This window comes from Desulfococcus sp. (assembly GCF_050178255.1).
GTDB lineage: Bacteria > Desulfobacterota > Desulfobacteria > Desulfobacterales > Desulfococcaceae > Desulfococcus > Desulfococcus multivorans.
Genome location: NZ_JBFXGG010000076.1, coordinates 1 through 13,982 on the forward strand (window position 1 = coordinate 1; position 13,982 = coordinate 13,982).

Consider the following 13,982-nt stretch of genomic DNA (forward strand, 5'->3'; position numbering starts at 1 on the left):
AGTGCCTGATGCGCTCTTCGGCCAGCAGCGCCCCGTTCTCCTGCAGCTTCCTGATGATCTCGGGGTTGGCCTTGAAGACGAACTGTCCCGCGAACAACCCCACCTCTTCGGTGAAGCACCCCCGATCATCCACGGGCGAATAAGCGTCGAGGTCGTATTTGAGACCCACCTCATGGTCTTCCCGGCCGTGGCCCGGCGCGGTATGGACACACCCCGTTCCGGCGTCGAGGGTGACGTGTTCGCCCAGAACGATAAGGGCGTCCCGGTCATAGAGCGGGTGAATGCATCGCTTTTTCTCGAGGTCTTTCGCACGGATGTCCGAAACGATCGTATAATCGGAGATGCCGAAGCGCTTCATGCAGTCCTCGACAAGGGTTTTTGCCAGGATCAGGATTTCGCCGCCTCCCGTCTCCACCGCGGCATAATCAAACTCCGGATGAAGGGCGACGGCCAGGTTGGCCGGAATGGTCCAGGGCGTCGTTGTCCATATGACGATGGAAACGCGTTTGTCTTTCAGGACCGGACAGGCCTCGCCGAGGTCGTCCTTCATCCGGAATTTGACAAAGATGGAGGGCGACGGCTCATCCGCATACTCGATTTCAGCTTCGGCAAGGGCGGTTTGGCAGCTGTTGCACCAGTAAATGGGCTTCTTGCTGTGGAAAAGGCTGCCCTCCAGAGCGAACCGACCGCATTCTCTCGCGATGACGGCTTCGTATTCGTAATTCATGGTCAGATAGGGATTTTCCCACTCCCCCATGACCCCCAGCCGTTTGAACTCATTTCTTTGAATGTCGATGTATTTCTCGGCATAGGCCCGACACAGCTTGCGGACCTCCACCTGACTCATGGTCTCCTTATTCTTTTTCTGTTTCTTCAATTCCTTATCGACATTGTGCTCGATGGGAAGGCCGTGACAGTCCCATCCGGGGACATAGGGCGCATCAAATCCGCTCATCTGCCGGGAACGGACGATGATATCCTTCAGAATCTTGTTCAGCGCGGTTCCAATGTGGATGTTTCCGTTGGCGTAAGGGGGGCCGTCATGAAGAATAAATTGTTTTCTGCCCGATGCGACGGCCCGGATCTTCCGGTACAACCCCGCCGCTTCCCATTTTGCCAGTTGTTCGGGTTCCTTTTGCGCCAGATTCGCCTTCATGGGGAAAGCGGTGGCGGGTAGGTTAAGGGTTTTTTTATAGTCCATTGAATCCTCGCCTGGTTTCGGATTGAGAGTGGTTTGCCGTTGGAATTGGAAAAACTAAACGGAATCGTCATAGGTGTCAAGAGATTGTTCCACCCACCGTTCAATTCAGGGCGGCACGGCTGGAATCCGTGAATGATTGCGGATGAGGACCGACCCGGCCGGGGTCGGGAGGCAGTGGGCAAGCGCCCGGAGAGGAACACGAAACCATTTTTGCGGCTGAATGCAGGATCGGGGAGCAGGCGAACGGCACTCACCCCGGCGGTGGATCATCCGCCGATCGTCTCCCGGTTCACAGGTGATCTCCGCAGGATCCCCCGTCACAGCCCTCATGAGACATCCCGCCCCCGCAGCCGCAGCCGCATGAACAGCCCCCGGAGACCTCCGCCATGGCCTTGATCACCTCCCGGCTCGACGCCGGCGACACATGATCAACGCGGGCGGTGAAGTGAATGATCTCATCGGCCTCCGTTGCGGGAAGCGACAGGTCAAGGTGCTCGAAAAAAGCATCCACCTGATGACGCGCCAGATGAAATACAGCACTTCCTCCCGAGGGAATCCCGGACAATTCGTATTCAAACGGGGTCAGTCCTTCCTTGCCGATGCCATAAACAAATGTTATCGAGATCGGTTCCGGCGTCAGGTCGTTTCGACCGGCGGCGCGTCCGGCCGCCAGAGATATCGAGACTTTGTTCAAAGGTGCTACGGCGTTCACCGCGGTCGTCATAAAAATTCTCCTGGGTTCATGGGTTCATCATTTCCGGGTTTCGTGACGGGGCGTGTGTCCAACCGCCCCGGAACATTTCCATGATAATACTTTTTGAAAAATTGGCAATGGGTTCGGGTCCGGAACGCGGTTGTCGGATCCTATGATTCGTCCCTGCCCTTTTCCACCGCCTCGATCTGCTGCCACAACATGCGGGGGGACACGACGCTGCGGATGGTGTTCAGCATCCCGGGGTTTTTACAGAGAGCGGATATACCGGCGAGCGCCTTCAAATGGCACGTGATCTCTTTTGCAGGGATCGCGAGGCCGAAAACGACGTCCACCGGCCGTCGGTCAAGGGCTTCGAAAGGGATGCCCGGCTTGAGACGGATCAGGACGATCACCATCTCCCCGATGACCGAAGACAGAGCGTGGGGAATCGCAATGCCGCCCCCGATGCCCGTGCTCATCAATTTTTCCCGCTTTTCAAGAACGTCATGAACCGCATCGACATTGACCGCGGCCTTGTGCCTCACGAAGGATTCGGCAATGAATTTCAGGACCGAGGCCTTGTCGGGCAACGGCATATCCAGATAAATACGGTCATGAGACAGGTATGCTGAAATTTGCATCGTATCCGATCCGGTGCGGTTATCGGCGATAACGTCCGGGGGGCGACGAATTATCGCTTCGTTTCTTCAAACGGCAGACACACAAGCCTTCTCCGGGGGATAGGCTTTCATGCCGTAAGGACGCCGGGGAGATCCGCGCTAGACATGGTTGCGCAGGTGCAGCTCGAGCGGGTGCGGATTGAGATAGTACTGCAATTTGAGATAGGGCTGATCGTATTTCCTCACGTAGTGGTTCAGCAGGGTGACGGGCACGATCAGCGGCACATGACCGTCTCGATACAGCTCGAAGATTTCCAGAATCTCCTGTTTTTCGTCCGGGGAAATCTGCTTTTTGAAGTATCCCATAATGTGCTGCAGCACATTGACGTTCTTTTTGACGGTGGTTTTGAACTTCATGGCCTCTCCGATCATTGTCGGGTAACGGTCGTATTTTTCGCTGACCGTAAGACTGCCGTCTGCGACCAGTTTGCCCATATGTCGGTAATGATCGGGGCTGTGAGCCATGATCAGAAGCTTGTGGCGGGTGTGAAAATCCACCAGCGCCCCCATTTTCCGCTCGCCGGCGAGAAGCTCCCGAAGCCGTTTGAAGACGAAAATGAGCTCGATGAAATGCTCACGCAGCCTGGGATCGTTGAGACGGCCGTCGTCTTCGACGGGCAGCAGCGGGAAATGGGACATGAACCGCGCGGCGAAAATCCCCACACCTTTTTTCACCGGCATCCCTTTCTCGCCGTAGACCTTCACCCGCTCCATGCCGCTGCTGGGGGATCCGCTTTTGAAAATAAAGCCGCACAATCCCTCTTTTTCCAATTCGCGAACCCGTTTTTCCGCCCAGTCGACCATGCGCCGCGTTTGGTCGATCCGGCTGTTTCGGGTGACGAGTCGAAAGGCTTCCGGTGTTCCCTCCAGCCGCATCGCCTCCCTGGGAACACCCAGGCCGCACTCCACTTCCGGGCATACGGGAACGAAGGTCACATATTGACCGAGGGTATTCGTAATGAAACGGTCAAGTTTGTGGCCCCCGTCGTAGCGAACCTTCTCCCCCAGAAGACATTGGCTGACACCCAGCTTGATGGTGGCGGTCATAGCGCTTCTCCTTTTTCGGTTTTTAAAGACTGAAGACTGAAGGCTGAAGGGGTGCATCTGTGACGACCGCGGCGTTAAAATCACCGCTGAAAAACCTCGGCCACAGTCTCCCGGTACCTCCATAACCCCATAACCACCAATCACTTAAAATTCTGCAACGCCCCCGAAATGTCCATCTTTAGTATCCCAACACCGCCTAACCTCTCTTGCCCCTGTTTTTCCTATAGTCTTCAGCCTTCAGCCTTCAGTCTCTAATCTCCCAGGGCGGGGGACAGGTGTCCGGAATTTTGGGGGTGAAGCGCCGAGGAGTTGAGACGATCGGCTTTCCGACGGCGCGGGCAAGACCTTCCAGCATACCTCTGAAAACCCACTGATGTCCGGGATAGAGGACATACCAGTAGAGGAGCCCCCCCAGTCCTTTGGGCACAAATCGAGACAAAAATTCAATTTCGGTTTCGCCGTCACGGGGATGGAGCCGGATATCGAAAACAGCCTCGCCGGGGAGTTTCATCTCCGCCGTCAGGAGAAGCCGTCGTTCGGGCACCATTTCGAGAACCCGCCAGAAATCGAGCGCGTCGCCCACCTGGAGACAGTCTGGGTGGCGGCGGCCCCGACGCAGCCCGACGCCGCCGATCCAGCGATCCACCGCTCCCCGCAGTCGCCAGAGAAGATCTCCGAAATACCATCCCGTATCACCACCGATTTTTGCGACGGCCGGCCAGACCTCCCCCGGTCCGGCGTGGATCCCCACACGGTACCCACATTCCAGAATCGTGCCGCCGGTGTACTGGGCATCGCCGCAATAGGCCCATTCCGGGGGAATGAGGCATCCTGCATCGGACCAGCACGTCTCCACGCGGTCCGCCCGGCTGCTTTCAACGGCCGTCCGAATCGTCTCGCGGCAGGTGTAGAGCCGCTGGGGAATGACAGTCCGGATGCGTTCATCGCCGCACACCGATTCGTTGCGAAGACCTTCGATGAGGGGTCTTGCAAGATCCGCGGGCACCGGCGTCATTCGATGAATCAGAAAGGCGCTCAGCGCCGGGGACACGAACGGGACCGGAATGATGTGCCGGCGCGGCAGCCCGGCTTCCTCAGCATAGATTTCAGCCAGGCGGCGATAGGATATCACGTCCGGTCCGCCGATATCGAAGGTCTGCCCCAACACGGCATCGGTTTCGAGACATCCCTTGAGGTATAGGAGGACGTTGCGGATGGATATGGGCTGGTTCAGGGTTTCGACCCAGCGGGGGGCGAGCATTACGGGGAACCGTTCGACGACATAGCGAAGTATCTCGAAAGAGGCGCTGCCGGCCCCCAGAATCGCCCCGGCTCTGAGGTCGGTTACGGGGACGCTTCCGGATTTCAGGATCCCGGCAACCTCCTTCCGGGATGCCAGGTGCTCGCTGAGCCGATGATGCCCGGCTTCGGCCAACCCCCCGAGATAGATGACGCGGTCCATTCCGGCATCCGCGGCCGCGTCGGCCATATGGCGGGCACCGGTCCGGTCCGCCCGGGCGAAGTCCTGGCCCGCCGCCGTCATGGAATGGACCAGGTAAACCGCCGCTCGACAGCCCCGGGCCGCGGTCCGCAGGGATTCGAAATCGAGGACGTCCCCCGCGATCATTTCGAAATTCGGGTGGTTCGCCCACGAGCGGGCCGCCATCTTGGAAAAGGATCGCCCCATGGCCCTGACACGGTAACCGGACTCGAGGAGCAGGGGTACCAGTCTTCCACCGACGTATCCGGTTGATCCGATGACAAGTACGGGTTTCTCTGATATCATATGTTTTCCGACCGCTTCGTTATGCCCGACGACGTCTGAATCGTCTGGGCGGATGTTGGTCGTCCACGCCCGACGACGGCCGCAAATTTTGTGAAATTATACCGCTTCCGTGCGGCAAATCAAGCAAATAAAGAGAAGACGCCCCGGCAGAGAGGAAAAGACCCATGAAGATTCCCCAGGAGATGATCCGCCCCATGAACCGAAGGCCCCCATCCCCCGGAGATTTCGTTCTTTACTGGATGCAGCAGTCCCAGCGCGCCGAATGCAACCCCGCCCTCGAATACGCCGTCGAAACGGCAAATCGGCATCGGCGGCCCCTGCTGGTGGTCTTTGGTCTCAGCAGCGGATACCCCGAAGCCAACCGACGGCACTACACCTTCATGCTGGAGGGTCTGGCGGAAACCCGGGCCGCGCTGGCCGGTCGCGGCATCCATCTGGCGGTTCACGTCGGACATCCCCCCGATGTGGCGTTGGCCGCAGGCCGTCGCGCCGTCGCGATCATCTGCGATCAAGGGTATCTTCGACACCAGCGCCAATGGCGGGCCGAGGTGGCCGGGGCCGCCGCATGCCCGGTGATCCAGGTGGACGGCGACGCTGTTTTGCCGGTGGCAACACTATACCCCAAGGCGGCTTACAACGCCCGGATCCTCCGCATGAAAATCCAGGAACTGTTGTGGGCGTTTCTCTATGAGCTTGAAGAAATCCCTTTGAAGATATCCTCCTCCCACATCGACCCGGCGGATATCCTGAACGCCGAAGACGTCGCCCTCGATTCTCCGGACGATCTACTGAAAATGATAGGTCTGGACGATCTATCCGTGCCGCCAAGCCTCTTTTTCACCGGCGGCACCGCCCATGCCAAACGCCGGTTCGAAGACTTCCTCCATCGCAGCCTTGCGGTCTATGACCGTCACGCAAACCAGCCGCAGCTGGACGACGTCTCCCACATGAGTCCTTATCTTCATTTCGGACAGATATCACCCCTGTGGCTGGCGATGAAGGTTCATGCCGTGCAACGGGATTGTCCTGAGGGGGCGGCGGCCTTTCTGGAAGAGCTCATTGTCCGACGCGAGCTGGCCGTCAACCATGTCTGGTACGCCAAAGGGTACGATCGATACGAAACCTTGCCGTCGTGGGCTCGAAAAACCCTTGACGCGCATCGGGGCGACAATCGTCCGGCACTTTACGGGCCGGACGAGCTGGAAAAGGCCGAAACTCATGATCCTTACTGGAACGCCGCCATGAAGGAGATGATCCATACCGGCTTCATGCACAATTACATGCGGATGTACTGGGGTAAAAAGGTGCTTGAATGGAGCGAAACGCCCGAAGTCGCATTCGAACGGCTCATCAGGCTCAACAATCGGTACTTCATCGACGGCCGGGATCCCAATTCCTACGCAGGCATCGGGTGGATTTTCGGTCTCCACGACCGGGCCTGGAAGGAACGGCCTGTTTTCGGCAAGATTCGGTACATGGCCGCCTCGGGTCTTGAGCGAAAATGCGATATCCGGGCCTATGTCCGAAAGGTCGACCGGATGGTCGCCGCCGCTCCGGGGCCTTGAAAGACGAAATTTTTCGGAGCGACGCCGTCATCTGCGCCGAAACCCTGGAGACGCATCCATAGCCGGCGGCTATTGGGCTTCGGTTTCGGCTTCGGGTGCCGGGGCCGGCGGCGGGACCATGAGCGCTTCATTGCCGGTCCCGGGTGTCGGAACGATGTCCGGAGCCGGCGGCGGGACCATGGGCGCTTCATTGCCGGTCCCGGGTGCCGGAACGATGTCCGGAGCCGGCGGCGCCGGCGCCGGCAGCACCCCGTCTTCGGCGGCCGGGAAACGCCTCTGGATGCGTTCCAATCGCATCGCCAGCATTTTTTGGAGCGTTTCAATACACTCCTCGATAGTGCGCTCCATCACCACCAGTTCCCCCTGGCTGACGATGATCCGCTGGAGTTCCGGAATCTTCAGGCCCTTGGCCGATATCATGTAGATCGGTTGAATGTAGAGGATCAGATCTTCCAGGGGCAGAAGCACCATCCGACCGAACTGGACCTGGGATCCGGCTTGATCCCAGAGACTCAGCTGTTGAGCGATGAGACTGTTCTGATTGATCTGCGCCTCGATCTGGGAAGGACCGTACACCTGCTGACCGCGGGGGAAGCTGTATACGGTGACCCGGCCGTAATTGGAAACATCGCAGCCCACCGTGACGATCGACCGGAGGTTGTCCCGACCGATGGGGCTCATGGGGCTCACCAGTATGAAGCCCTGGTCGTCCCCCGCCTTGAGGCTGACGGTCATATAGTAGGGATTCATGGGGCCCCGGCTCATCTTGGCGAATTCCCACGTGTCCTCGTCCTGATAGAACTGTTCCGGATTCGTCTGGTGATACTTGGCGAAGATGGCCATCTGAACGGCAAAAAGATCCCGGGGATAGCGGACGTGATTCCGCAGATCCTCGGGCATTTCGCTCATCGGCTTCAGAAGCCCGGGGTAAATCCGGTCGTAGGCATCGGCGATGGGATCCTCCGGATCGGCCAGGTAATACATCACCGTACCGTTGTAGGCGTCGATAACGATCTTCACCGAGTTGCGGATATAGTTGAAATCCTTGCCATAGAAGGTGGATGCGGGATCGGTGGTGCGATAGGCGTGGGCGTTGGGAAAATATGCCGATGTGGTGTAGGCGTCCATGATCCAGAACATCCCCCTGGGGGTGGCCACGATGTAGGGATCCTTGTCCATCAGGAAATAGGGCGTGATCTGGTTCACCGCCTCGACGATGTTCCTGCGGAGCAGAATACGGCTCCTGGAGGTCGTCTTGGTACTGAAAAAAATGTTGCGGTCGTTGAAATACACCGAAAACAACAGCTTCCGAAGAAGGGTGGTAATGGGGATGCCGCCGCTTCCCGCATAGTCCGTCATAATATCTTTGTCGCCCCGCTGATGATCGATCTCTCCGATGTCGTTGGGCGCGATGGCATAGGCATAATCCTGTTCGCCGTAGTAAATTCTCGGCTCGCGCACCGTAATCCCGTAATCCGACTGCAGGGGGATATCGCGCATGAACCATGTCATGGGCTCTTCTCCGCCCTGGGCGGCAGGGCTCATGACCACGCCGTAACCGTGGGTGTACTGCAGGTGCCGGTTGATCCAGTTCTGGGCCGCTTCGGGCAGGTCATCGAGGTTGATCTCCCGCGCGCCGATGTTGACCTGCTGGTAGACGTCCGCCACGGTGTACCGGTCTTCGTCCACGTCCGGAAAGGAGTAGTAGGTCCTGAACCCCTGAAGCTGACGGTAGACCTCGTCCAGGAGTTCCCGGTCCCACACCGGTATGTTGGACAGGGCATCCTGAAGCGCGGGGTTCTTCTCCAGATCGAGATTCTGAGTGACGCGGAGATTATCCGTTATGACCTGGTCGAGCTTATAGGCTTTAAGGGTCGACGCGACGCTGGTTTCGATGAACGGCTTTTCCCGGATCATCTCGTTGGGCTGAACGACGTATTTATCCACCGACTCGTGAAGAGAGGTCGTATTGTAGACGCCCAGAAATATCAGGAAAAACGCCGCGAACACCACACCAGCCTTGAGAAATTTGCGCTTGAAGAAAAACAGAAGGAACGAAACGGCCGTTCCCAGAAAGGTAAACGTCGTCAACAGGATCAGGGGGATGTCGATCCAGTTCTCGATGAACCCCGGGCCGTAAAAAATAGGCTCATGGGTTTCAACATACTGGAGTTCGACGATTTTGAGCAGAAACCCCCACGTCTGCAACAACACGACGATGAGGGCCACGATGGCCAGATGGATTTTGGCACCTTTGGGAATGACCTCTTCTATCCGGCAGAGCAGACGATTTTCGACGAAATAGAGGATGAAAAGAAAGGCGAAAAGAAAGATGAAGACCATCATGAGCTGAGACTGCAGAAACTCGTATATCGGGTATCCAAACAGGAAAAAGCTGATGTCCAGACCGAGATCGATGTCCCGATATCCGGCGGAGCTCCCGAAGAAGAACAGCAACCCCTGCTCCCAACGTTCATAAAAGGGAACGGAAATCGGAAAGGCGAGAAAAACCGATATGGGGGTGTAGATCTTCATGGATCCGCTTTGGATCATCTTCATCCAGCGTCGTGTCTTCCGTTCGTTCTCGGCGGTATCGGGCATGACGCAGGAGTCCGGGGAGAGGCCCAGGTATCGCGATGCAATCCAGAAATTGAAGAAGAAAATGAGAAACAGGACCAGGGTGACGGCGCCGAAAATCAGGTACCGGTAAAAGAGCCGCATGAGGTAATATCCCTTGAGGTTCTGAGAATCGAACCACCAGAGATTCACGAAAAAATTGAGAAAAACGAAATTGAATATGACGTAGGCCACTGAGAGCAGTATGATCGCGACAATGCCCAGGACAAGCCACCGCACCCACTTCTGCATCCTTCCCTCCTGTATCCGAATCGCAATGTAACAGCGCCGATCCCGGAAGGGGCGCCGCCGTCATGGGAAACCAGTTTAACATCGTCACCCTATCAGAGGCATCCGCTATTTTCAAGAGAATCTTACCGGTTGCGCAAGGAGAGCAGAAGGACGAAACCCCCCGTGATCATGAAAATTTTTCCGAAAAATACCCCACCCGCGATCCCGAATAGGACGGCTCCGGAAACCAGAAGACCGGCCGCGAGGACATGGTTCGCCAGCCGATCCACCGACCGACCGATATCGGTCAGGACACGACGCCCATCCTGATCAGGGGTCATCCGCACCACCAGCCGGCCCTGATGAATTCGGTCCATCATGGCATCCGCCTTACGGGGCAGCCGGCACAACGCTCGGAGGAGTGCGACCGTGTTTTCGGGCAGGGAGAGGAAGGACCTTTCCATGGCTGATGCGGCGTAGCGTCGGGCGTAAGGAATGGTTTTGGACCAGACGTCGAATTCGGGGTCCAAATGGGCGGCCATCCCGGACAGGATGCCGACGGCACGGATGACGAAGAGCATATCCGCCTGGAATTGAAACGGGGCGTTGAGAATGACGTCGCTGTATTCCCGCGCGAAGTATCGGGCCTCCCTGATGGCTGCTTCATGGAGCCGCCCGGCCTGAACGCCCCAGAACCGGTCGAGCAGGGCTTCGTGGACCGCCTCCAGCCGCTGCAGATCCGCATGGGGCAGAAGTGTGCCGGCCTTGAGATACGATGCGACGATCCGGCGAGCGTCTCGGGTCCCGAGACCCACGGCATAGTCTCGCAGGGCGGATTGAAGCCGCTCCGGGATGAAAATCATCATACCGAAATCGACGAAAACGATCTGAAATGGGCGGTTCGGTCCGCAGGGCACTGAATCTCCCGGCGCAAAAGCCGTCACGCCCCTTTCGAATTCCTCCGGGAGCGGCAACGGGCGTACAAACAGGTTTCCGGGATGCGGGTCGACATGAACGAAATGGGTTTCAAAGACCTGCCGCATATAGAGCGCGTAAAGGCGGTCCGCCACGCGTGCCGGATCGATCCCCGCCCGGCGGAGGGCATCGACGTCGCCGATCTTGATGAAGCCGACGTCCTCCAGCGTCAACGTGCCGCCGGCCGAATGGGACCAGTAGATTTTGGGGATATAGACCCCGGGATCATCGGCGGTATCCTCAGCCAGGCGCTCGGCGTTTTGTCCTTCGTTGGAAAAATCGAGTTCCTTCCGCGTCACGGCGCTGAACTCCCGATAGAGCCAGTCCGGATCGATCCGTCGCCGGATGGGTTCGTACCATTTCAACCAGGCGAGCGCTGCTTTGACGGCGGCAAGATCCGCCGCCACCCGCTCCTCGATTCCCGGTCTCAACACCTTGGAGACGGCCCGTTCTCCGGTGTCGAGGCGCACCGCGTGGACCTGGGCCAGGGAAGCGGCGCCGACCGGAACCGGGGAAATCCATGCGAAAACCTCATCGGCCGGCCGGCCGAAATCCAAAGCGATACGGGCTTTGATCCGATCGAAGGATTCGGGCGGCACCTCATCCTGAAGATCGGACAACTCCCTGGTGATCTCCATCGGAAGGATATCCACACGAATGCTCAAGAATTGGCCCAACTTGATCAGAACCCCGCCCATTTCCACCGCCAGGGCGCGAAACTCCCGGGCGATTTGCCGCCATCGGCCAATCGGTTCCGGGCGGAACCGTCTGAGGAGGGGACGGTTGATGAGAACATCCCACCATAGGGCCTGAATCACCACCTTCAGAAAAAAAGCTCTGACCCTGCGATAACGCTGAATATCGATGTCAATGTCCACGGACCGTGGTTCACCAGTCATTTGATCCGTCAGGTCGGACACCCGGTTCCATTTTTGAGGGATTTTCGGGTGCCTTCGGCCAGCCAGTCGAGCAGCCGCCGAACCCAACCTTTCTTTGTCGGAACGCCCGCCTCGGCGGTGCTTCGATCAATGTCGATCTTGTCTTCTTTCATCTCTGTCACCTTTCTATCGTCTCACGGACTGGGCGTACATCTGCCCCATGCAGGCCTGGGAGAGGGATCGCGCCGCTGCATCGATCTGGTACTCGGACAGATAGATATGGGGGGAGAAACGGATCCGTCCCAGACGTTCGGCAGCGACCACCTTCTGTTCAGCCAGACGCTGGACCATGGGACCGGACTGAACGCCGGGTTTTTCACAGACCACGATGCCGGTGGGGTGATCCGGAAACCGATCCGAGAGCACCTGGAAGCCGATATTCCGAAGCCGCTGCTTCAGATATTCGGCCAACTCGAAAATCCGATCGCGGACCTTGTCGAAGCCGATCTGCTCCAGGTAGGTCAAGGCGGCCAGGAAATAGACCCAGTCGCCGATGCTGGGGGTCGAAAACGTGAAGCGGTCCGCGGTGGGTTTAAAATCGCTTTTGTACGGAAGATACACCTCGTCCATGACCACCGAGGAAGTGCCCACAAAGACCGGATCCAGCTCCGTCAGCCGTTTTTCGGCAATGTACAGGACGCCCAATCCCAGTGGGCCCATCAGCCATTTCCAGGCGGAAAACGCCATGAAATCGATGTTCATGCGTCGAACGTCCATGGGTTGCATACCGACACCCTGGGCACCGTCCACCACAAAGCGGATATCCCGATCACGGCAAAGTTCGCCGATGCGGGCCAGGGGCAGCGGCATGCCGGTGCACCAGTGAACCGCTGAAAGGGTGATCAGACGCGTCCGCGACGTCACCATGGCCAGCAGTGCTTCGAAGAAGGCGTCGGGGGTGGGGGCCGCGGGGGCCGTCAAGAGTTTTACCCCTTTATCACCCCAGTGGCGCCAGGGATAGACGTTGCTGGGGTACTCGTTTTCAAGCAGAATAATCTCGTCGCCCGGATCAAAACGCAGCCCGCGGGAGATCACGTTCATCCCCTCCGCCGTGTTGTGGAGCAGGCAGAGTTCCTCGGGTGCGCATCCCAGAAGGGTGGAAAGCACGGCCTTGATTCGACGCAGAACGCGTCCATAGTCGGCCGCGGCGGCGTGGGCGCCGTGTTGGGCGAAATCGTTCAGGAAGCGCGTCATTGCCTCGATGACGTGGGTTCCCGCAGGCGTGATGCCGCAGTTGTTGAGCCATATCTTTTCACGGTTGATCGGGTAATTATCGTAGACATGCCGCCAGTTCATAACCTCTCCTGAATTTAACATAATTTTAACATCATTTCATTTTTATTCATGATATGTTGATGTGAACAATTTCGCAATCTTTTTAATGACGCAATTTCCAGGGAGACTGAAGGCCGAAGGCTGAAGACTGAAGGGGGCACAAACGCCTCGTTCGCCGAGGACGCGCCATTCGTTGCAGGCGCACCCCTTCAGCTTTCAGTCTTCAGCCTTTCATGAAATCATCAGAGCGACGGCTCGGCCGAAACCGTTGTCGCGTCACCGGGAGACGGAAAAAGATGACCACCAAAGCACGTATTCTCGTCGTGGATGATGAAGAGGACATCCTTGAACTCGTCCGATACAACCTCGTCGGTGAGGGCTTCGATGTGATTCCGGCGGAGACCGGCGAACAAGCCCTCAAAATCGCCGGAAACGAACATCCCGATCTGATTCTTCTGGACCTGATGCTGCCGGGGATCAACGGCATCGAAGTGGCCAAGCGACTTAAAAACAATGTCAGAACCCGCGACATTCCAATCATTATGCTGACGGCCAGGGGGGAAGAGGCCGACATTGTGCTGGGCCTGGAAGTCGGGGCCGACGATTATGTGACCAAGCCCTTCAGTCCCCGGGTTCTGAATGCCAGGACCCGGGCGGTCATCCGGCGGAACAGGTCGGATGTCGCGGACCCCGGCACCGTCATCCGCATCCGGGATCTGGTCATCGATCCCGGCAGACGCAGGGTCGAGCTCCGGGGAAAGGAGATCGACCTGTCCTTCACGGAATTCCAGATTCTGCTCTTTCTAAGCCGTCGCCCCGGTTGGGTGTTCACCCGATCCCAGATCGTCGACGCCGTCAGGGGCGAAAATTACCCCGTCACCGACCGGAGCGTGGATGTCCAGATCGTCGGGCTGCGAAAAAAACTCGGCTCCTGCGGGAACTATATCCAGACGGTCCGCGGCGTCGGATACCGG

The 13,982-nt window shown here is 57.9% G+C and carries 11 protein-coding genes; 2 read left to right on the top strand and 9 right to left on the bottom strand.

Features of this window, described 5'->3' with window-relative positions; all coding sequences use genetic code 11:
* The 5 genes from AB7S84_RS12760 to AB7S84_RS12780 all read right to left on the bottom strand — a co-directional run.
* The coding region (locus tag AB7S84_RS12760) for a class I tRNA ligase family protein (protein WP_428154845.1) at window positions 1-1,201 on the bottom strand (1,201 nt) is incomplete at its 3' end.
* A 289-nt stretch (window positions 1,202-1,490) separates the two neighbouring features.
* Window positions 1,491-1,925, bottom strand: coding sequence for a hypothetical protein (locus tag AB7S84_RS12765; RefSeq protein ID WP_020875054.1), 435 nt, complete (start codon window positions 1,923-1,925; stop codon window positions 1,491-1,493).
* 140 nt (window positions 1,926-2,065) lie between these two features.
* Window positions 2,066-2,536, bottom strand: a complete 471-nt coding sequence (locus AB7S84_RS12770) for a PTS sugar transporter subunit IIA (RefSeq protein ID WP_428154847.1) — start codon at window positions 2,534-2,536, stop codon at window positions 2,066-2,068.
* A 138-nt stretch (window positions 2,537-2,674) separates the two neighbouring features.
* Entirely contained in the window at window positions 2,675-3,622 is a 948-nt protein-coding gene (locus tag AB7S84_RS12775) for a YbgA family protein (RefSeq protein WP_428154849.1), read from the bottom strand.
* Between the two features lie 244 nt (window positions 3,623-3,866).
* Window positions 3,867-5,408, bottom strand: a complete 1,542-nt coding sequence (locus AB7S84_RS12780; RefSeq protein ID WP_428154851.1) for a DUF2867 domain-containing protein — start codon at window positions 5,406-5,408, stop codon at window positions 3,867-3,869.
* A gap of 164 nt (window positions 5,409-5,572) precedes the next feature.
* On the opposite strand from AB7S84_RS12780, the gene AB7S84_RS12785 reads away from it, so the two are divergent.
* A complete protein-coding gene (locus AB7S84_RS12785; RefSeq protein ID WP_428154854.1) occupies window positions 5,573-6,973 on the top strand; it encodes a deoxyribodipyrimidine photo-lyase in 1,401 nt (466 codons plus the stop codon).
* A 69-nt stretch (window positions 6,974-7,042) separates the two neighbouring features.
* On the opposite strand, the gene AB7S84_RS12790 is transcribed toward AB7S84_RS12785, so the two are convergent.
* The 4 genes from AB7S84_RS12790 to AB7S84_RS12805 form a co-directional block, all read right to left on the bottom strand.
* Complete coding sequence (locus AB7S84_RS12790; protein WP_428154856.1) at window positions 7,043-9,841, bottom strand: UPF0182 family protein; 2,799 nt, start codon at window positions 9,839-9,841, stop codon at window positions 7,043-7,045.
* 122 nt (window positions 9,842-9,963) lie between these two features.
* Complete coding sequence (locus tag AB7S84_RS12795) at window positions 9,964-11,694, bottom strand: ABC1 kinase family protein (protein ID WP_428154858.1); 1,731 nt, start codon at window positions 11,692-11,694, stop codon at window positions 9,964-9,966.
* Between the two features lie 8 nt (window positions 11,695-11,702).
* Complete coding sequence (locus AB7S84_RS12800; protein WP_020875061.1) at window positions 11,703-11,846, bottom strand: hypothetical protein; 144 nt, start codon at window positions 11,844-11,846, stop codon at window positions 11,703-11,705.
* A 13-nt stretch (window positions 11,847-11,859) separates the two neighbouring features.
* Complete coding sequence (locus tag AB7S84_RS12805; RefSeq protein ID WP_428154861.1) at window positions 11,860-13,029, bottom strand: aminotransferase class V-fold PLP-dependent enzyme; 1,170 nt, start codon at window positions 13,027-13,029, stop codon at window positions 11,860-11,862.
* Between the two features lie 275 nt (window positions 13,030-13,304).
* Between AB7S84_RS12805 and AB7S84_RS12810 the strand changes: the two genes are divergently transcribed.
* On the top strand, window positions 13,305-13,982 hold a 678-nt coding region (locus tag AB7S84_RS12810; RefSeq protein ID WP_428154863.1), incomplete at its 3' end, for a response regulator.

Excerpts from the sequence above, each read along its gene's own strand:
- AB7S84_RS12765 (WP_020875054.1), bottom strand. The coding sequence starts at position 1,925 with ATGACGACCGCGGTGAACGCCGTAGCACCTTTGAACAAAGTCTCGATA.
- AB7S84_RS12770 (WP_428154847.1), bottom strand. The coding sequence starts at position 2,536 with ATGCAAATTTCAGCATACCTGTCTCATGACCGTATTTATCTGGATATG.
- AB7S84_RS12775 (WP_428154849.1), bottom strand. The coding sequence starts at position 3,622 with ATGACCGCCACCATCAAGCTGGGTGTCAGCCAATGTCTTCTGGGGGAG.
- AB7S84_RS12780 (WP_428154851.1), bottom strand. The coding sequence starts at position 5,408 with ATGATATCAGAGAAACCCGTACTTGTCATCGGATCAACCGGATACGTC.
- AB7S84_RS12785 (WP_428154854.1), top strand. The coding sequence starts at position 5,573 with ATGAAGATTCCCCAGGAGATGATCCGCCCCATGAACCGAAGGCCCCCA.
- AB7S84_RS12790 (WP_428154856.1), bottom strand. The coding sequence starts at position 9,841 with ATGCAGAAGTGGGTGCGGTGGCTTGTCCTGGGCATTGTCGCGATCATA.
- AB7S84_RS12795 (WP_428154858.1), bottom strand. The coding sequence starts at position 11,694 with ATGACTGGTGAACCACGGTCCGTGGACATTGACATCGATATTCAGCGT.
- AB7S84_RS12800 (WP_020875061.1), bottom strand. The coding sequence starts at position 11,846 with ATGAAAGAAGACAAGATCGACATTGATCGAAGCACCGCCGAGGCGGGC.
- AB7S84_RS12805 (WP_428154861.1), bottom strand. The coding sequence starts at position 13,029 with ATGAACTGGCGGCATGTCTACGATAATTACCCGATCAACCGTGAAAAG.